A 17,808-nucleotide genomic window follows, 5' to 3' on the forward strand; every position below is an offset into this window, starting at 1 on the left:
TGGGCGTGGCCACTCACCGCAACGTCGTCACCCGCGGAACGGACCATCGTTACGGTCGCTCTTCCGTCTTGACGGTGAACGGTCCGGTGGCGGAGGCTACGCACGGGGTGACTTCCGTGGTCTCCTCCGCCGCCAGACCCGCCTCGCACAGCTGGCCGCCGTTCTCGCGCAGGTCGAGGTAGAAGCGCGTGGTCTTGCCGTCCTGCTTGAGGCCATGAATGCGTTCGTCGATGTAACCGAGGCTGTTCAGGGTCTTCCGGACCTTGGCGGGGGTGGGCTCCACGACCTTCTGCAGCGCTTCGATGATGCGCTGTTCGTGGTGGCCGCTCGTGCACCAGTCGTGGCGGTCCAGCTCTGCCGCAGCCCCTGTGAGGGGGCCGGGCTCGATCGGGTCGGTCGGGGGCGTTTCCCCGGGGGCGAGGCTCCGCACCGGCTCGGGAGTGGTCGACTTTCCGGGCGGTGCCGGCGGGGCCCCGCCGGACGGAGGACATGCCTGCGCGTACGTGTCCAGCATCGCCGCGAACGCCTCCTGCTCGGGGGACGGCTGTGCGGGTCCCGCCTTGGAGGCGACGTTCCTGGCCGGCTCACCCTGTGGGCCACTGCCCTTCAGCTCGCTTCCGCAGCCGGTGAGCGCCAGAGAGGCGAGAGCGGCAGCCGCGAGGCCGCGCCGGTGATGGACGAATGCGCTGATGGAGGCACGGACTTGTGTCATACGCAGAGTCTCCGGCCACCACCGCTCGCCCCGCTTGAGTACGCGTACTTACCCACATGGGCGATCGACTTCGGCAGCCGACGGGTGTCCCGTGCCGCGAGGAAACACGTGCCCCCGTGCACGGGGCCGGATTCGCTCAGAACTCGTCGCCCGCGACAGCGCCGGGCTCCACCTCGCCTCACTCATCCTCTGGCTCCGCGAGCCCCGCCAGGATCATTTGCCAGACAGGCCCAGACGCCGTTGCAGTACTAGCCTGGCCCGCATGGAGAAGTTCAACGGGGTGGAAGTCGTCGCGTTCCCGGATGCGGCGGCCTTCGAGGACTGGCTGGCCGAGCACCACACCCGCCGCGAGGGCGTGTGGGTCAAGGTTGCGAAGAAGGCGTCAGGGATCGCGTCGGTCACGGATGACGAACTGGTCGACGTGGGACTGTGCTGGGGCTGGATCTCCGGGCAGCGCCGGGGCTTGGACGACCGGCACTACCTGCAGAAGTACGGACCACGGCGACCGAGGAGCCTGTGGTCGCGGGTGAATGTCGAGAAGGTCGCGACGCTGGCGGCGGCAGGCCGGATGCGAGAGCCCGGCCTCGCCGAGGTCCAACGGGCCCAGGAGGACGGCCGCTGGGACCGCGCGTACGCATCGCAGGCGACAGCTGTCGTCCCGGACGACCTTGCTGCGGCGCTCGCCGCGGCCCCGGCGGCGCGTGCGGCCTTCGACGCGCTCGACCGGACCACTCGCTACCTCGTGATGCTCCCGCTGCTCCAGGCCACGACGCCGGAGACTCGGCAGACACGGCTGGAGCGGGCGGTACGAGACCTGACGGAGGGGCGGCAGGTGGGCGAAGGGTGACCGTCCCGCGGAACTCCTGGACCGGCGTCGGCACGGCGCACGCCTACGTCCGCTCCGTCGTGATGCTGCTCGCCAAGAAGGCGCCGGGGCTGCCCCGGGCTCCGCGCGAGGTGAAGGCGCGAGCGGAGTACGTGCTGGTCGACGGCGCTCTCGCGGAATGCGACCGGGTCGGTGACGCACGCGGCGACCACTCGGGAAAGCACCGTCCTCACCCTGAAGAGTCACCGCTGGAAATGCTCAATCAACCGGCCCTTGCTGTCGGCCGATGCCCGGAGAGGCGGGTTCCCACGGCTGGAACCACGGGTCGCGCCACGCCTCGGCCGCGGCGAGCAGCGGGTAGAGGGTTGCGCCGTCGATGCTCTCGCGGATGACGTCGGCGTGACCTCCGTGCCGTGCCGTCTCCTCGATCAGGTGGAGCAGGACCCAGCGGACCGACCATTCCCCAGCCTCTTCGGGAAACCATGGAAGTCCTTGCGGCACCGGAACGGCCTGCCCGAGATCCGGGATGCCGGCGATCACCGCGTCAGTCCGCTCGGCCGCCTCGTCGTACGCGGCCAGGGCCCCGGCCAGGCTCTCGTCCGGGGCGAGCCGGAATTCGCCGGCGTCCGACTCGTCCGGCTTCCGCCGCGCGCCACACTGCTGTTGAAGGATGAGGTCGGTCCAGAAGTGTTCGCACCGTGCGGCGTGCTTGATCAGCCCGCCGATGTTCAGCTCGCCGGCGGAGGCCGCACGGCGGGCCTGCTCGTCGGACAGACCGTAGGCGGTGACACGCAGCGCGCGCCGCTGGTGGGCAAGATAGGCGGTCAGCGCCGTGCGCTCATCGGCGACGGGCGGTGCGAATCCCGGCATGACTGGACCCTCTCGGGGTGAAAGCGCTTGGTGGCCGCCGGTCCGGAGGCCGGTGTCGGCATCGTGGTCGTGTTCGGTGATGGGCCGGTTCCGCGGGGGGCCGTGGGGTGTTCCGGTGACGATGCGGGGCGTGGACCGGATACCCGGGCGGGTGCTGTCCAGAGGTGTGCGCGGCAGCACTGCGTCGTGGGCGGGCGCCGGCGTTGGCCGGGCCCGCCCACACCACGGCAGGGGTCAGCTGCGCCAGGTGTCGTTCAGTTTGATCTTGCCGTCGGCGGGGACGGTCGCCGTACGGTTGGCGCCGCTCTCCCAGGTGACGTTGCCGGAGGCGTCCTTGCGGATGTACTTGTACGTGAAGGACGTGCCGGCGGGCAGCGTCACGTCGAGTTTCCACACCGGGTAAGCGGCCGGGTCGAGCTTGAGGGCTGCGGCCGGCGCCCAGGTGCCGAGGGCGGCCGTGCTGCCGACGACGTGGATGTTCTGGCCGGGGACGGTGGTGGCGGTGACCGCGAAGGAGGCGCCGGCCTCGGTCTGCTGCCCGTCGCCGGGCTTGCCCTCGGCCCTCGCGCCGACGTGGAGGGCGACGGCTTCGTTGCCCGCGATCGTGGCGGTGAACTTTCCGTCGGATCCGACGGTGTAGGTGGTGCCGGTGCAGCCGCCGTTCGTGGTCGGGTCGCCGTGCTGGACGTCGCAGTAGGTGCCGGCCGGGAGCGAGGTCTGGAAGGTCCGGGTGAGGGAGTCGCCCTCGTGGTTGACGGCGAGGAACGCTTTGCTGCCGCGACCGAAGGCGATGGCGTTGTTGCCGTTGTCCCACCAGTTGGTGATGCCGGTGCCCTCCGAGGCGTTGCGGAACGCCACCATGTTGGCGATCTGCCGCCAGGCGTGCTGGCAGCTCCAGCCGTCGTTGTAACAGGCGTTGACGTTGTTGCCGGTGGGGGCACCGGAGTCCCGGTTGCTGAACTCGTACCCGGAGTGGACGGACGGCGTGCCGTAGGGGTGGGCGAGCATGAAGACGTTGGCGAGCGTGTAGTTCGCGCCGTCACGGTAGCTCAGGCTGGAGCCGTTGCGCTCGGTGTCGTGGTTGGCGACCATGGCACCGCTCTGCCCGGAGGGCATGTAGCCCCAGCCTTCGCCGAAGTTCTTGAGGTAGGACAGTTTTTCGTTGTTCAGGACCCGCTTGAGGTCGGTGGTGTAACGGAATTCCTGGACGTCGCCGGTGGCCAGGTACTCGTGGGGTGAAACCGTCTCACCCGCGCCGTGGATGGCCTCCTGCATCCAGTGGACACCCGGATCGGAGAGCTTGTCGCGGATGGCGGTGAGGTCGGCCGCAGCCATGTGCTTGACGGCGTCCATCCGGAAGCCGTCGGCGCCCAGCGACAGAAGGTCGTTGAGGTACCCGGCGATTCGGCCGCGGACGTGGTCGCTGCTGGTGTTGAGGTCGGAGAGCGAGGGCTGCCCGGTCTCACCGAGCTCGCACTCCTGCACGTTGTAGCGGTCCGTGTAGTTGCTGCCGATGGGGCGCCGGCAGCCGTGGAAGTCCCCGTCCGAGTAGGTGCCCGGATAGTTGTACTTGCTGTACCGCGTGCCGGCGGTCCCGGTGCCCGAGCCGGACGTCATGTGGTTCAGAACGGCGTCGACGACGACCTTCACGCCCGCGTCGTGACAGGTGTTCACCATGTTCCGGAAGGAGTTGCGGTCGCCGAGGGGCCCTTGGATCTTGTAGCTGACCGGCTGGTACGCGGTCCACCACGCGCTGCCCTGGATGCGCTCCTGGGGCGGAGAGACCTGTACGTAGCCGTACCCCTTGGGCCCGAGGGAGCGCGTGCACTCCCGGGCGATCGAGTCGAAGTTCCACTCGAACAGGACGGCGGTGACCTTCTTGTTCCCGTTGGCGGTCGGTGCCGCCGCCGCCGGCTGGGCGGGCGCGGCGAGGGCGGTGGCCAGACCGAGGACCAGAGCGGCGCCCGTCAGGGCTGCTGTCGTCCGTTTTTGAGCAGGTGCGATCGAGCTCATACGGCACTCCAAAGGTGGGGGGTGGGTGGATATGAGTCGTGCAGGTTACGACCCATATCCACCCGCAAAATATTGCTGTAACTTTCAGCAAGTGACAGCAAGTTAAGGTTTCCACCACACCGGGTCAAGACTTCCGTCACGACCTCTTCAGCCGTGTCGCCCACGTCCGCACGCTCGCCGCACACCACGGAGGGCCCTTCGGAAGATCTTCCTGAAATGCTCTGCACAATCTTGCCGACCGAGATCGCCGGCTGCTTGACTCGCGGGTGATCCGCAGTAGTTGTCAGCGCCCGCGCCTGGGAGGAACAGCGATGAGCAGCGAATACGACGTCCTCGTCCTAGGAGGGGCGGGCGTCGACACGATCGTGTACGTCCCCGAACTCCCGCTCCCGTACGCCGACAGCTACATGATCCGACCGGGCATCGAGACCCGCGCGGGGCAGGCCGGTGACTTCGTGGCGCTCGGCCTCAGCTCTCTGGGCCTGAGGACACACCACATCGACATGATCGGCGACGACCCGTCCGGTGACCTGGTCCGCGCCTTCCACCGCGCTCGGGGTATCGGCTTCACCGAAGTGCCTCTGCCCGGCGGCACGAAGCGCGCCGTCAACCTCGTCGCCCCGGACGGCCGCAGGCTCTCGCTCTACGACGACAGCCGCTCCCATGACTCCGACCGGCTCCCCGAGGACCTGGTCCGCAAGCTGGCGGTGGCCAGCCGCCACGCGCACGTCTCCATCACCTACCCGTGCGCCTTCGCCCTGCCCCTCCTGCGCGAGGCGGGCCTCACCATCTCCACGGACCTGCACAACTGGGACGGCGAAAACCCGTACCACGAGGCCTTCGCCTACGGCGCCGACGTCGTCTTCGTCTCCACCACCGCGCTGACGGACACCGAGCGGACCATGCGCCGGATCCTGGAGCGGGGCAGGGCCGAGGTCGTCGTCGCCACCGCCGGAGCCGAAGGCTCCTACCTGCTCACCGCCGCCGGTGACCTCGTCCACGTCCCCGCCGTCACCCCGCGCGAGCCGGTCGTGGACTCCAACGGCGCGGGCGACGCCTACGCCTCCGGCTTCCTCTTCGGCCGCCTCGCCGGCGAGAGGCCCGAGCGGTGCGCTCTCTACGGCGCCGTCGCCGGAGCCTACGCCTGCACCGTACCGGCCACCGGGAGCGACGCCATCGACCGCGCCGCGCTGCTCGCCGAGGCCGCCGCGATCACCGGGTCCCGGACCGCCGCGACGGACGCCGGGTGACCACCGGCTCGTACGACATCGTGGTCCTGGGCAAAGGCTGGCCGGCTGCGTCCTCGCCTCCCGGCTCAGTGAGGACGGCGGGCGTTCCGTGTGCCTCGTCGAGGCGGGTGCCGACTACGGCCACGACCCCGGCGGCCGGCCCGCCAAGGTGGTCGAGCTGAACGCGGCCCTCGCGGAGAAGGAACGCGAGGGTGAGCTGTACGTCAGCCGTGTCCTTGTCCGGGCGGCGGGCGAGCATGCCAGGTGGCAAAACCGTGAGACGGAGCGGAAGTCCGGTGCCTGGTCGGCGGCGAGGAACCGGAACGCGATGTCGTCGGCGCACTTGCGCTCGATCGCCCGTGAGGAGCGGGCGCCGGTGATGTAGCCGTAGACCAGCGGACGCGGCACCGACCTGTCCGGACAACACGTCTGGACCCCCTGCTCAGCCTTCCCCTCTCGGTACGAGGCGCAGGTGTGCCGGTGCGCTGGGCGGTGTTCCGAACGGGCGGACCGGAAGGGGCGGTTGGAAGCCCGTCGCCGGACCGCCGACCGGCCATCACGCGGCACGTCGGCGATCGGGCTCGGCGCTCCCTGCCACAGCTCGGCACACCGGGGGCATGCCACCGTGCTTGACCGACGGCTGTGGGCGGATGGGACCGCCCGCTTCGCCTCCGCGAAACGGGCGACTCCGGGCAAGGCTCAGTACAGCTTGTTGACAGCCGTAACAGTGGTCGCCTTGAAGTCCGCGACCTGCGCGTGTGCGAAGGTACCCATCTGGGCCCACCGGACATACGTCACAGTCCTGCCGTCCCGGCCCACCGAGAACAGGCTGACGTCGGAGGATCCCCAGTCGGACACGGTGTGCAGACCGTGGACGGTGGCGCCCTCCTCGACACGGATCTTGCCGTAGTTCTTCTGGGTCGCTGTGAGGTCGGGGTTCTCCGCCATGAGCCGCTCGGCACAGTCGGCGATCTTCCGGCGCAGCAGGCCGGCGAACGCCTCGGCCCGCTGCTCGTCGCGCTCGACCACGGTGACCTGCGACCCATTGGTGTCGTACTCGGTCCAGTACTCGCGGTGGCTGGAGATGGACGGCAGCGCCTCTCCCACGCAGACCGGGGGGTGCTCGGGCTGTCCTGCGGTGACCGGGCCGGCGTACCAGGGCGAGGTCGGGTGGGGCGGCATCTCGGCCGGCTCCAGGAACCGGGGAGAGCCGGCCGCCGTCGCGGGGGCGGCGGCCAGGGTGACCGCGGTCCCGGCGGCCAGTGCGGCCAGCACGAGTCGGGTACCGCGTGTGCGAACGTTCATGATTCCCCCATGCGTTGGTGTCGAGACGACCGGATGCGGAGGACGGGACCCAGTTGGGCGGCCCGCCGGAACGCTTCTGGTCATTACAGCTTGTACGACCCGTTACGGGGTCCTTTCGTTGCCCTGCGCCCTTGCTACAGCTACGTCACGAATGTCACCGAACGGCAACACCCCACACCGCTCGACCGGTCGATGTCCGTCGCTCCCGGGCTCGGCTTCCCGTCCCGGGAACAGCTTCGGCAGTGTCTTCGGGTCGCGGCCAGGGTCGCTGCACGAAGTCAGCTGCCGGCCGGGCCTTGGGCCAAGGCCCGGCCGGCAGCTGAACCACGCTCTGCACACCATCACGCTCATCCGCATGTGGCCGGGCCCCGCCACGACGGCATACGCCGCTCGCAGGACCGGCGAGGGAAAGACCTCCTGTAACGCACAACGCTGCCCGGAGCGAGCCGTCCGCCGTCAGCTGTTCGAGATCCTCGAACGCTCGAATCAAAATCACGATCGGCAACACGACGATCTCCTCCAGGCGACGTGACGCGATAGAGCAGCCTCGGGAGATTTCGCGATCAGGCCGGTGGGAACGGGATGTGCCGGGCGGCCCGTCCGCCCGGCACATCGTCGCGTGGCAGGTCAGTTACGGAAACCGTCACGGGTGGCATAGACGCCTGTGGGCGGCGTGGTCGTGGTGCGGTTGGGGCCGGTCTCCCACAAGACGGGGGTGTTGGCGGCCTTGATGATGTACTTGTACTCGACGCGGGTATTGGCGGGCAGGACGACGGTGGCCGACCAGGTGGGGTAGGAAGCCGAGGAGAGCGGTACCGCCTTGTCCGGGTTCCACGACCCGAGTTCGGGCCGATTGCCGGTGACGTAGATCTGCTGTCCCCACTGCGTGTACGCGGTGACGTTGAACGACGCCACGACAGAGCTCTCGTCGGCTCGCACAGCAGGTGCGGCGAGCGTGGGCGGAGCCGTGAACAGCCCGAAGAGTAAGGCGAACACGGCTGCGAGCCCCAGGCGCAGGGATGTCCGACGACGGCTGTGGTTCATGAGGGGGTCCTTCCGTATGACTGAAAGACGGTTGTCAGGCCCTTACGAGAGCCATCCTCCCGACCCACCCCCTCCTTGCGCAAAGGTTTGAATACTCTTTCAGTCATTGAGCCACGAGTCATACATCTTTGCAGTTCAAGTGGTTTTACGATGAATGAAAGTCCTGCAAGAAGCTGGTCAGAGACAACGCCGCAGTATGAGGCGAGTAGCCACGACATCACTTTGCGTAATAATGCGGGTGGTCTCGATTCGGCAGCGTGACCATGGGTGATCGCTTGCCGTCCCTCTCCCTGATCGACAACGTCTTGATTTGCACGGACCCCCTCGGGCAGGAGCGTTTTCGCTTCACCGATCGGCCCCCTGGTCATCGCGTGACGAGACCACGCGCGGCCGGGTCGCATGACGTCCCTCCGGTCTGACGAGGCGGCTACAGGGAGGCAGCCGCCTTTGCGCACCGCACGCGTATGGCCCCCGCGTACGGCTTCACACCGCCGAATGCCCTGCGAACTGGCATGTTCACGCAGGTTGTGGGTCGTGACCTCGTGAGCAACAGCAGTGGGCAGAAGATCATCGCCATTAAGGAATTGATCACTGGACGGTTGTCCTGAGCACGCGAAGTCCCCTTCGTGGCGCACTCAGGACGGTCGTGCTGCTTGGCGACCTGCTTGAACAGGTGCTCGGCGCGCGCGTATGGCAGCCGGCCGCGACCGGTGTGGGGCAGAAGCCGACGGCTACGGGTGTGCGGAAGTCATGTCACTGCGGTGGCCGGCCCTGACGCAGGGGCACTCTCTCAGTATGGCCACGACCTCGCGCAGCAACTGCTCATACTTCTTGGGAAGTTCGATTCCCGCGCGGTCCTCGGCCTCCCGGCCGGCGACCATCGGGTGGTCGCCGAGGACCACGATCACCACGTCCGCCTGGCCGATCCGGGCGGTGTGCACCGGGTCCTCGGAGCAGCCCTCCTCGTTACCGGCGCCGTCAAGGGCTGACCGGCAGCCCCGTCCGCACCCCGAACCACTGATGAAAGGCCCCATGGTGTCCGATCAGCCCGTCGTTCCGGGTTTCCACCCCGATCCCAGCATCTGCCGCGTGGGCGACGACTACTACCTCGTCTGCTCCAGCTTCGAGTACTTCCCCGGCATCCCGCTCTTCCACAGCCGTGACCTGCTGCACTGGACCCAGATCGGCAACGTCCTCGACCGGCCGGAACAGCTGCGTCTGCCCGTCGGCATGCCGTCCTCCGGGGGGATCTACGCACCGACGCTGCGCCACCACGACGGCCGCTTCTTCCTGATCGTCACCAACTGCTCCGAGGGCGGCGGCAATCTGCTGGTCACCACGACCGACCCGGCCGGCCCCTGGTCCGATCCCGTGTGGCTTCCCGGCGTCCCCGGCATCGACCCGGACCTGGCCTGGGACGAGGACGGCACCTGCTGGTGCACGTTCGCCGGGGTGGGGCAGGTCGCGATCGACCCGTACACAGGGCGCACGCTCGGTGCGGAGCGCAGGCTGTGGTCCGGGGCGCCGGGCGCCAAGGCCCCCGAAGCGCCGCACCTCTACCGCATCGGCGCGTACTGGTACCTGCTCATCGCGGAGGGCGGCACCGAGCGCGGGCACGGCGTCTCCATCGCCCGCGGGCCCGGCCCGAGCGGCCCCTTCGAGCCCTGCCCGCACAACCCTCTCCTCACCCACCGCGGCACGGACCACCCCGTGCAGAACACCGGTCACGGGGATCTGGTGCAGGCCGCGGACGGCTCGTGGTGGATGGTGTTCCTCGGCGTCCGGCCGCACGGCGGCACCCCGGGCTGGCACGTGATGGGCCGCGAGACGTTCCTCGCACCGGTCACCTGGACCGACGACGGCTGGCCCGTGGTCGGCGAGATCGTCTCCCCCGCCGGCACCGGCATCGCCGCCGGCGCACCGTTCCGCGACGACTTCGACCTCCCCGAGCTCCACCCGTCCTGGATCTCCGTACGCGACCGGTCCCCCGAGCACTGCACGACCAAGGACCACCCGGGCCGGCTGACTCTGCGGGCCCGCGGTACGTCCCTCGACGAGCCGGACGCCGTCTTCATCGGCCGCCGCCAACAGCACTTCGCCTGCCGGGCCGGCGCGTTGGTCGATGCGGCCCAGGGCGCCGGCGGTCTCGCCGTACGCCTCGACGAGCAGCACCACTACGCCATCGAAACGGACGGCACCCAGGTGCAGGTCGTCTCACGCGTCGGCTCGGTCCGCGCCACCGTGGCCACGCTGCCGGTGCCCGCGGGCCCGGTCGTCCTGTCCGTAAGGATCACACCGCCGCCCCAGCCGCACGACGCGCGCACCGGACCGGACGTCATCACCCTCGGCGTGGAGCAGCCGGACGGCACCTTCGCCGCACTCGCCACGCTCGACGGCCGCTATCTGTCGACCGAGGTGGCCGGCGGATTCACGGGCCGCGTCATCGGCCTGTACGCGGCCCGGGGCACCGTCCACGCCGACTGGTTCGTGTACGAACCGACCGTCTGAGCGATCCGGCGACGTGAGCGCGCCGTAACCCCCTGGATTTCCGCCTGTACGCACGTCCCGCAGGCGGGGCGCCCCCACACCATCCCGAAACCGGAAGGGACCCGAGGGACATGACCCACTCGTACCAAGCCGCGAGGCGACTCCCGAGTCGCACAACGAACATGCTGCTCACCCTGGTCGTCGCCGCCGGCCTGCTGCTCGACGCCGGGCTCCTCGATCAACAGACGTCAGTTCCTGGCCTCCGCACCCTGCGCGGCCACGGCGGCCGCTGGTGCCGTCGGGGCGGCGCCAAGGACGCACACGCCTGACCGGGACTCGGTCGACCAGCACCCGCCGGCCCCGGTGTGGTTCCAGGACGCGAAGTGCGGGATCCGCTTCCACTGGGGCGCCTTCAGCATCCCCGCCTGCAACGCCAACCGGCACCACGCCGTAGAGCCTCAGCGCGCTGTGGCCGGCGGAACCCGCTGCCGCCCACGTGGCGGCGCGCGCCCCGGAGGAAGGGCGACCACGCACTCAACGAAAGGGATACGCATGCAGAAAGATGGCACGCACAGGACTTTCAGCGCGTCGTGGCGGGGACGCGGAAGACACCCAGGGGTGCTGACTGTGGCGACCGCCTTGACGGCGGCTCTCCTGACCGGACTTGGCGCCGCCGGGACGGCGCGGGCGGCCACCGTGGAGACGAACGCGCGGGATGTGCCGGCCGACCGGCAGGGGCAGCCGGCCCGTGCGACAGGGGTGCTCGGACGGGTGCACACCGCGGGGCGGGTCAAGGACGCCGGAAACACCGTGCAGTACAGCTGGCCCGGTGTGTACTTCGAGGGCCGCGTCCGCGGCACCGGCGTGGGCATCGTGCTCAACGACTCGGCCGCCGATTACGACGTCCAGGTCGACGGGACCACCGTCGCCACACTCGTCACGCCCGGCGACACCACGCACTGGATCAACGGACTGCAGAACCGCGTGCACACGGTCCGGCTCGTCAAGCGCAACGACACCCCGGGGGACACCAGTACGTTCGGGGGCTTCCGGGCCGCGCCCGGCGGTGCCGTACTGAGCAGGCCGGCCGCCCGCAACCGTCAGATCGAGTTCATCGGCGACTCCCTCACCGTGGGCTACGGCAACCTCTCGACCTCCCGCGACTGCACCTCGGACCAGGTCAAGCGGACCACCAACACCGACGTGAGCTACGGCGCGCTCACCGCCCGACGACTGAACGCCGACTACCAGATCAATGGCTATTCGGGCCTCGGCATGGTGCGCAACTACAACGGAGGCTCACCGGATGTCACGTACCGGACCTTCTACGACCGTGCCCTGCTGAACGTCTCCGGCGACGTCTGGCGGAACCCGGGCACCTGGCGTCCGCAGCTCGTGGTGGTCAACCTCGGCACCAACGACTTCTCGACCGCCGTCAACCCCGGTGAGCCGTGGACGCCCGACAGCCTCGCGGCCGCCTACCGCAGCGCCTACGGCGACTTCCTCCAGAAGCTGCGGACGCGTTACGGGGCCGGCACGACCATCGTGGCCGTCGGCGCCGGCCAGTTCGCCGACCAGGTCCAGCAGGTGGTCGAGGCGCGCGAGGACGCCGGCGACAGCAAGGTCCGCCACTGGGTCCTCGACAGCGCGGGCCTGGACTTCCTCGGCTGCCACTGGCACTACTCGGCCCACGACGACCGGGTCATCTCTGACCGTCTCACCTCGTTCATCTCCGGTCTGCCGATGGGCTGGTGACGGCACCGACCGCCCAGGAGCACCACAGGTCCGGCTACGGGACATCCGACTCCTGATGCGGTGCGGCTCGGCCCGGCGGCCGAGAGTGCCGACCCCCGCCACGCGTTGCCCGCGCTGTCGGTCCATCGGCAGCCTTGTGCCGTGCATGCTGCGCCCGGGTTCGAGAGGCGGAACTGGTACGCGGCCAGGTCGGCCGGGCCGTGCGGCGGACCGGGGCTGCCACCGGCCCGACCGGGGAAGACCGCGCCGGCATGAAGGAGGTCCCGGCCCGCTGTCCGGACTGGACACGGCCGCACCGGCTTCGCGCTCCACCTGCTCCGGGACCGCCGGGCGGGCTCGGCCTTCCGCCGAGCCCGCCACGCCGGCTCCACCGCGGAGCCGGACCCGTGTCACATCGTCAGCGCCGCAGTGTCAGCAGACCAGGACGGTAGGGCCACTGACCGTATTCCCCGCCGGAGTTGGGGTCGCGTCCCTGGTAGAGGAACTGCAGGTTGCAGGGGTCGACGGTAAAGGTCTGATCGGCGCCGGCGCGGATCAGTTCGCCATGGCTGATGTCGTTGGTCCAGGTGGCGCCGCTGTTGGCCTTGCCGGCGAAGGGGTTGCTCTCGGTCGCGGCCTGGGGCGTCCATGTGCCGTTCAGACTGGTGGCCGTGAACGAGCGGAAGTAGCGGCCCTGCGAGCCGATCGCCTCGACGAGCATGAGGTAGCGGTTCTGGCCCTGGAGCTTGTAGACCTGCGGGGCTTCGAACAGGTTGTTCGTCGTGTCGCTCATGATCGTTGTGTAGGTCGAGCCGAAACTGCCCGGGAAGTTCCCGATCGGCATGCTGGCCCGGTAGATCTTGCCGTTGTCACCGGCGAAGAACAGGTACATGTTCGTGCCGTCGGCGATGAGCGTCTGGTCGATGGGGCCTGTCGTGGAGCCGGTGATGCTTCCGGAGAAGAGCTCCTGCTCCGCTGACCAGCCGTTCGGGTTGGTGGGGTCGCTCGACGTCCGGTAGGAGAAGGCGGTCCTGCCCCACTGGTAGGCGAGCACCCAGATGTTCTTCGGCGCGAAGTAGAAGAGCGTGGGCGCGACGACGGAGTTCGACATCGCGTTCTGGCCGGCCGAGGCCATCTCCGGCCAGTTGGTGAACGGGGTGAAGTTCATCGAACCCCAGCCCGCTCCCGTTCCCGCGGCGCCGTGCGTGGTCGCGTAGACGAGGTGCTTGCCGTTGTAGGGGGCGACGGTGAAGTCCTTGAGCGAGGCCCAACCCTGCTTGGGCTGCGCCAGCGCGCCCGTCGACGACCAGCGGTACGTCGACGGAAGTTCGCACGTCGGGCTGGGGTTGCCGGCGCCGACCCGGACGAGCTGCCACTGCTGGTTGGTGCCGCCCCAGTCGTCGTACTGGACGATGTTCGCGTTGTCGGCGGTGGAACCGCCTTGTACTTCGAGGGCCTTGCCGCTGTGGCGCGCGATCAACCTCACGTGGCCGTCCGAGCTGTCGGCCAGCCGCCACTGCTGGTTGGTGCCGTTCAGGTCGGTCCACTGGACGATCGCGCCGCCGTTGGCGGTGGACTTGTTGTGGACGTCCAGCACCTTGCCGGAGTGGCGGGACTTGATGCGGTAGTAGCCGCCGCCGGAGTCGACGAACTGCCACTGCTGCTGGTTCTGATCGTTCCTGGTCCACTGGGTGATGCGGGCGCCGTCGCCGGTCGCCAGGTTGTGGACGTCCAGGGCCTTGCCGCTGTTGCGGTTGACCAGCACGTACGAGGCGTTGGGGTCGACGGTCGCCGCGGCGGCGGGTGGTGCACCGAGGAAAGTGGCCCCGAGCAGCAAGGAGGACAGGACCGCGAGTACGAGACTCAGGACCAGGGGTGGATGGCGAAACCGCATCAGAAGAGCTCCTTTGAGTGACGGAGGTGAGGTGACCCCGACGCACCGCGGAGCGGCCGCGTCGGGGAGGCGGGGACGGGATAGGGGTGAAGGAGGCCGCACATGCCGAAGAGCGGGTGCTCCGGGCGCTCCAGTCGTGACACTTCGCCGTGGCCGAGGTGGGTGAGGTCTCCGGCCTTCAGCCGTTCCAGCTGACGGCCGGTCTCGACGGCCGTGGCCAGGGGGCCGTCACGCCAGCGGATCCACCAGGCGTCCAGGAGCTCCCTCTTCAGGCGGTGGGCCGCGACGTGGAACTCCCGCAGCCCGCCTTCGCGCAAGGCCAGGAAACCTTCGAGTGCCAGGTCGCGGCGGCGGCGCGCCGCCGCGGCCTGGTCGCCGGTCAGGGCGGCCGCCGTCCGGTAGGCGTGGGGATCGGCCAGTACGGGAGCGGGGAAGGTGAAGACGGCGTCGCCCGCCTCGGGCAGTCCGCTGTTCTGCATGAGCACCACGAGGCGCAGGCCGCCGTCGTTGACGAGGCGGTGGATCGTGCCGGGGGTGAACCAGACGACGTCGCCGGGGTGCAGCGGGGTGTCGGCGAAGCCGGAGGCGGTGAGGGTCTGGACGCTGCCCGTGCCGCCGGTGACGACGTAGGCTTCGGAGCAGACGAGGTGCATGTGGGGGGTGCCGCCGCACAGCCCGTCGGCGGCCTCCCAGTCGTACACGGTCAGCCCGGAGATCCCCACGCCACCGGGGAGCGGGGTCACCACGGGTGTTCCGCGACATGGCGGGTCAGGCGCCCGGGGGTCCACGCGCCGTCGGCCACGACGATCCGGTAGCGGCGCGACAGGGTGTCGCCCGGGGCCAGCGGCAGTTCCTTGCCGAACGCCAGAGACGGGTTGACGGCGGGGATGGGCTCGCTGCGGACGAACCAGTGGCAGGGGGCGTCCGGATCGTCGAGGAACAGCAGCGTGGAGGAGCGGTCGACCTCGTCGTGCGTGCCGGTGAAGGCCAGCCAGTCGCCCTGCTCGCCCATCGCGGGGCCGATCACGTCGCCACCGGTGAAGTCGCGCGGGCCGCGCCAGAACAGACCGGAGTATCCGGCGAGCTCCCTGCCCTGAGTACCGGGGCTGCCGAACATCAGATCGGTGTCGTGGACGTTGGTCAGCGCGGTGGTGACGTCCAGGGTCCAGGAGTCGGCCTCGACGTCGCGTGCGGTCAGCGTGCGGCGCTCGTCGATCCAGTGCTCCCCCGCCATCGTGTGCCAGGCCAGGTCCTCGGTGATGACCGTGCGGCCGTGGCCCGTTTCGGCGGATACGGCGAGGCTGCGCATCGTGCCGAGGTTCGGCAGGTCCACGTAGCCCCGGCCACGCAGGTAGGTGCCGCCGCCCCAGAAGTTCTGCCCCGACACCCACGACGCCGTGATCTGGAGGCCCTTGTGCCAGCGGTGGTCGTGCGGCCGGTACCCCGTGACCACGTCGCCGGCGAGCGTGCGCACCGGATGCAGATAGGGCTTCGGCGCCTCGAAGGGGTCCATGACCGGCCGGTGCACGTACCGGAAGAGGTCGACGCCGCGAGCTCGGACGATCAGCGAGTCCTCGTTCTCGAGGAGTTCGAACGTCATCGGAACACCTCCGGGCGCCCTCCGTTGAGCGAGCCGTAGAACGGGTCGGCCGCGTCGATCTCCCCGCGCCGGACCGGCAGGCCGGTGATCGCGGCCTTGTACAAGGCGGTCACCAGTTCCATGGTGGACCTGCCGAGGTCGGGCCGGATCCCCGCCTCGTAGCCGTCCAGGAAGGCCGCGAGCTGGGCGGTGTGCGAGCTGGGCAGGTTGTCCGGCGGGTCCCACTTCACGCCGGACGAGCTGGGAGTGAACGTCCAGTCCGCGTTGGAGTAGCCGTACAGATGCCGCAGTTCGACCGTGGCGTCGGTGAGATCGAACCGCAGGTAGCTCTCCTCGCGTGGGGAAAGGACACTGTTGACGACCGTCGCGATGGCTCCGCTCCCGAAGCGGACCAGGGCCGCGGACACGTCCTCGGTCTGGACGTCGCGCTCCAGGCAGCCGGCCATCGCGCGTACCTCGGCCCATTCGCCGAGCACCGCGAGCATCAGGTCCATCTGGTGGATGCCGTGGCCCAGCGTCGGGCCACCGCCCTCGCTCTCCCATGTGCCGCGCCACGGCACGTCGTAGTAGGCGTCGTCGCGGTACCACGCCGTGACACACTGCGCGACCAGCGGACGGCCCAGCGTCCCCGCCGCGATCCGGTCACGCAGGTACCGAACCCCCGTGCCGTACCTGTGCTGGAACACCGCGCCCGCGACGGCGGGCCCCTCGGCCGCATGGATCCGGTCGAGCTCGGCCAGCGACAGCGCCACCGGCTTCTCACACCACACCCACGCCCCCGACTCCAGACAGGCCACGGCCTGGTCGGCGTGCAGGAACGGAGGCGTGCACAGGTGGACGAGGTCCGGCCTCTGCTCCTCGAGCATCGTGTGCAGGTCGGTGTAGACCGCGGGGATCCCGTGTTCGGCCGCGAACGCCTCGGCGCGCGCGGCGTCCACGTCGACGGCTGCCACGATCATGGTCCGGTGCGCCTGCGCCCGGAGAGCGGGAACGTGGCAGATGCCCGCGATCCCGCCCGTTCCGACGATCGCCGTTCTGATCATCCGCCCAGCACCTCCTTGATCGAGTAATAGGCGGGCTTGGGCAGCAGGTTCTCGTCGTAGGGCAGCGCCGCGCCCTCACCGGGGAAGACGGAGGGGATCCACGAGTACTTGTCCGTGTAGTCCCAGATGGTGATGCCGACGCATTTCTTGACTGCCAGGCAGGCCTTGACGTAGTCGGCGTACCAGGTGGCCTGGGTGGCGAGCATCGAAGGGGTCGCGGGGAGGTTCATCCGGATGTCGAGCTCGGTGACCGCGACCTCGACCCCGAGGTCGGCGAAGCGCTGCATGTTCTGCCGGACGTCGGCGGGGAAGCCGTACTGGAGCGCAAGATGGCCCTGGATGCCGAAGCCCTCCACCGGGACGCCGTCGGCCTTCAGCTGCTTGATCAGGCGGTAGTAGGCGTCGCTCTTGGGACCGATCCCGTCGACGTTGTAGTCGTTGAGGTACAGCTTGGCCTTCCGGTCGGCCTCGTGGGCCCAGCGCAGGGCGTCGGCGATGTAGCCGGGGCCGAGCGTCTTGTAGAAGAGCGACTCGCGGTAGGTGCCGTCCTCGTTGAAGGCCTCGTTGACGACGTCCCAGTGGATCACCTGGCCCTTGTAGTGCCGGACCACCGTCTGTATGTGCTTCTTGAGGACGGCGCGCAGCTCGTCGGCGGTCCAGGTGCGCTCGGTGAGCCAGGCGGGGAGCTGGCTGTGCCAGACGAGGGTGTGGCCGCGGACCTTCTGGTGGTGGGCCTTGGCGAACGCGACGACCTCGTCGGCGGCGGTGAAGTCGAAGACGCCGCGCTCGGGCTCGGTGGCGTACCACTTCATGGCGTTGCCGGGGGTGGTCTGCCCGAATTCGCTGCCGAGGAGCTTCAGATAGGCGGCGTCGGTGAACTCGGGGTTGTCGGTGGCGGAGCCGAAGTACTTGTGGTGCTTCTTGGCCAGTTCGCCGAGCGTCCTGGGGCGGGGCTCGGCGGTTGCGGGCGCGGCGGCGAGTCCGGCCGTGAGGCAGATGGCGGCGGACAGAGCGGTGAGAATCCGGGACACGGACATGACGGGCTGCTCCT

General features: G+C 69.4%; 15 protein-coding genes and 3 pseudogenes. 6 read left to right on the forward strand and 12 right to left on the reverse strand.

What is annotated here, in order from left to right; all coding sequences use genetic code 11:
* Positions 1-49 precede the first annotated feature (49 nt).
* Positions 50-712 (reverse strand): hypothetical protein, encoded by a 663-nt coding sequence (locus ACWD0Y_RS11640; protein ID WP_450260173.1) that lies wholly within the window; start codon positions 710-712, stop codon positions 50-52.
* A 262-nt stretch (positions 713-974) separates the two neighbouring features.
* On the opposite strand from ACWD0Y_RS11640, the gene ACWD0Y_RS11645 reads away from it, so the two are divergent.
* Complete coding sequence (locus ACWD0Y_RS11645; protein WP_450260174.1) at positions 975-1,559, forward strand: YdeI/OmpD-associated family protein; 585 nt, start codon at positions 975-977, stop codon at positions 1,557-1,559.
* Positions 1,560-1,585: 26 nt separating this feature from the next.
* Positions 1,586-1,771: pseudogene (locus tag ACWD0Y_RS11650) on the forward strand (IS5/IS1182 family transposase); the annotation flags it as partial.
* Between the two features lie 25 nt (positions 1,772-1,796).
* Here ACWD0Y_RS11650 and ACWD0Y_RS11655 read toward each other — a convergent pair.
* Positions 1,797-2,408, reverse strand: a complete 612-nt coding sequence (locus tag ACWD0Y_RS11655) for a DinB family protein (RefSeq protein ID WP_450260175.1) — start codon at positions 2,406-2,408, stop codon at positions 1,797-1,799.
* 234 nt (positions 2,409-2,642) lie between these two features.
* Complete coding sequence (locus ACWD0Y_RS11660) at positions 2,643-4,421, reverse strand: carbohydrate-binding module family 20 domain-containing protein (RefSeq protein WP_450260176.1); 1,779 nt, start codon at positions 4,419-4,421, stop codon at positions 2,643-2,645.
* Between the two features lie 311 nt (positions 4,422-4,732).
* On the opposite strand from ACWD0Y_RS11660, the gene ACWD0Y_RS11665 reads away from it, so the two are divergent.
* Positions 4,733-5,671 (forward strand): adenosine kinase, encoded by a 939-nt coding sequence (locus tag ACWD0Y_RS11665; RefSeq protein ID WP_450260177.1) that lies wholly within the window; start codon positions 4,733-4,735, stop codon positions 5,669-5,671.
* A gap of 249 nt (positions 5,672-5,920) precedes the next feature.
* Here the strand turns inward: ACWD0Y_RS11665 and ACWD0Y_RS11670 are convergent.
* The 4 genes and pseudogenes from ACWD0Y_RS11670 to ACWD0Y_RS11685 form a co-directional block, all read right to left on the reverse strand.
* Positions 5,921-6,052, reverse strand: a pseudogene (locus ACWD0Y_RS11670) (transposase); the annotation flags it as partial.
* Positions 6,053-6,349: 297 nt separating this feature from the next.
* Entirely contained in the window at positions 6,350-6,955 is a 606-nt protein-coding gene (locus ACWD0Y_RS11675) for a hypothetical protein (RefSeq protein ID WP_450260178.1), read from the reverse strand.
* 627 nt (positions 6,956-7,582) lie between these two features.
* Positions 7,583-7,999 carry a carbohydrate-binding module family 20 domain-containing protein gene (locus tag ACWD0Y_RS11680; protein ID WP_450260179.1) on the reverse strand — a complete coding sequence of 139 codons (417 nt, stop codon included), beginning with the start codon at positions 7,997-7,999 and terminating at the stop codon, positions 7,583-7,585.
* Between the two features lie 731 nt (positions 8,000-8,730).
* Complete coding sequence (locus tag ACWD0Y_RS11685; RefSeq protein ID WP_450260180.1) at positions 8,731-8,940, reverse strand: hypothetical protein; 210 nt, start codon at positions 8,938-8,940, stop codon at positions 8,731-8,733.
* Between the two features lie 91 nt (positions 8,941-9,031).
* Between ACWD0Y_RS11685 and ACWD0Y_RS11690 the strand changes: the two genes are divergently transcribed.
* The 3 genes and pseudogenes from ACWD0Y_RS11690 to ACWD0Y_RS11700 all read left to right on the forward strand — a co-directional run bounded on the left by ACWD0Y_RS11690 (position 9,032) and on the right by ACWD0Y_RS11700 (position 12,241).
* Positions 9,032-10,507, forward strand: coding sequence for a glycoside hydrolase family 43 protein (locus ACWD0Y_RS11690; RefSeq protein ID WP_450260181.1), 1,476 nt, complete (start codon positions 9,032-9,034; stop codon positions 10,505-10,507).
* 216 nt (positions 10,508-10,723) lie between these two features.
* Positions 10,724-10,912, forward strand: a pseudogene (locus ACWD0Y_RS11695) (alpha-L-fucosidase); the annotation flags it as partial.
* A 291-nt stretch (positions 10,913-11,203) separates the two neighbouring features.
* Positions 11,204-12,241 carry an SGNH/GDSL hydrolase family protein gene (locus ACWD0Y_RS11700; protein WP_450260230.1) on the forward strand — a complete coding sequence of 346 codons (1,038 nt, stop codon included), beginning with the start codon at positions 11,204-11,206 and terminating at the stop codon, positions 12,239-12,241.
* A 397-nt stretch (positions 12,242-12,638) separates the two neighbouring features.
* Here ACWD0Y_RS11700 and ACWD0Y_RS11705 read toward each other — a convergent pair whose 3' ends face one another.
* From ACWD0Y_RS11705 to ACWD0Y_RS11725, 5 genes are read right to left on the reverse strand one after another with little or no spacing between them, the layout of a single operon-like run.
* Positions 12,639-14,114, reverse strand: coding sequence for a non-reducing end alpha-L-arabinofuranosidase family hydrolase (locus ACWD0Y_RS11705; RefSeq protein WP_450260182.1), 1,476 nt, complete (start codon positions 14,112-14,114; stop codon positions 12,639-12,641).
* The gene (locus ACWD0Y_RS11710; RefSeq protein ID WP_450260231.1) at positions 14,114-14,857 is read right to left on the reverse strand and encodes a cupin domain-containing protein; all 744 of its coding nucleotides are present in this window, start codon (positions 14,855-14,857) and stop codon (positions 14,114-14,116) included. The genes ACWD0Y_RS11705 and ACWD0Y_RS11710 overlap by 1 nt, the downstream gene beginning before the upstream one ends.
* On the reverse strand, positions 14,854-15,714 hold the full coding sequence (locus tag ACWD0Y_RS11715) for a DUF6807 domain-containing protein (RefSeq protein ID WP_450260183.1): 861 nt from the start codon (positions 15,712-15,714) through the stop codon (positions 14,854-14,856). The genes ACWD0Y_RS11710 and ACWD0Y_RS11715 overlap by 4 nt, the downstream gene beginning before the upstream one ends.
* Positions 15,711-16,757 carry a Gfo/Idh/MocA family protein gene (locus ACWD0Y_RS11720; protein ID WP_450260184.1) on the reverse strand — a complete coding sequence of 349 codons (1,047 nt, stop codon included), beginning with the start codon at positions 16,755-16,757 and terminating at the stop codon, positions 15,711-15,713. The genes ACWD0Y_RS11715 and ACWD0Y_RS11720 overlap by 4 nt, the downstream gene beginning before the upstream one ends.
* The gene (locus ACWD0Y_RS11725) at positions 16,754-17,794 is read right to left on the reverse strand and encodes an endo-1,4-beta-xylanase (RefSeq protein WP_450260185.1); all 1,041 of its coding nucleotides are present in this window, start codon (positions 17,792-17,794) and stop codon (positions 16,754-16,756) included. Before ACWD0Y_RS11725 ends, ACWD0Y_RS11720 begins: the two co-directional genes overlap by 4 nt.
* Positions 17,795-17,808: the final 14 nt, after the last annotated feature.

Source organism: Streptomyces altiplanensis, assembly GCF_053591575.1.

What these genes read in the sequence shown, in the direction of transcription:
- ACWD0Y_RS11675 (WP_450260178.1), bottom strand. Translation starts at nt 6,955, where the DNA reads ATGAACGTTCGCACACGCGGTACCCGACTCGTGCTGGCCGCACTGGCC.
- ACWD0Y_RS11640 (WP_450260173.1), bottom strand. Translation starts at nt 712, where the DNA reads ATGACACAAGTCCGTGCCTCCATCAGCGCATTCGTCCATCACCGGCGC.
- ACWD0Y_RS11720 (WP_450260184.1), bottom strand. Translation starts at nt 16,757, where the DNA reads ATGATCAGAACGGCGATCGTCGGAACGGGCGGGATCGCGGGCATCTGC.
- ACWD0Y_RS11655 (WP_450260175.1), bottom strand. Translation starts at nt 2,408, where the DNA reads ATGCCGGGATTCGCACCGCCCGTCGCCGATGAGCGCACGGCGCTGACC.
- ACWD0Y_RS11645 (WP_450260174.1), top strand. Translation starts at nt 975, where the DNA reads ATGGAGAAGTTCAACGGGGTGGAAGTCGTCGCGTTCCCGGATGCGGCG.
- ACWD0Y_RS11715 (WP_450260183.1), bottom strand. Translation starts at nt 15,714, where the DNA reads ATGACGTTCGAACTCCTCGAGAACGAGGACTCGCTGATCGTCCGAGCT.
- ACWD0Y_RS11680 (WP_450260179.1), bottom strand. Translation starts at nt 7,999, where the DNA reads ATGAACCACAGCCGTCGTCGGACATCCCTGCGCCTGGGGCTCGCAGCC.
- ACWD0Y_RS11660 (WP_450260176.1), bottom strand. Translation starts at nt 4,421, where the DNA reads ATGAGCTCGATCGCACCTGCTCAAAAACGGACGACAGCAGCCCTGACG.
- ACWD0Y_RS11705 (WP_450260182.1), bottom strand. Translation starts at nt 14,114, where the DNA reads ATGCGGTTTCGCCATCCACCCCTGGTCCTGAGTCTCGTACTCGCGGTC.
- ACWD0Y_RS11665 (WP_450260177.1), top strand. Translation starts at nt 4,733, where the DNA reads ATGAGCAGCGAATACGACGTCCTCGTCCTAGGAGGGGCGGGCGTCGAC.
- ACWD0Y_RS11690 (WP_450260181.1), top strand. Translation starts at nt 9,032, where the DNA reads ATGGTGTCCGATCAGCCCGTCGTTCCGGGTTTCCACCCCGATCCCAGC.
- ACWD0Y_RS11725 (WP_450260185.1), bottom strand. Translation starts at nt 17,794, where the DNA reads ATGTCCGTGTCCCGGATTCTCACCGCTCTGTCCGCCGCCATCTGCCTC.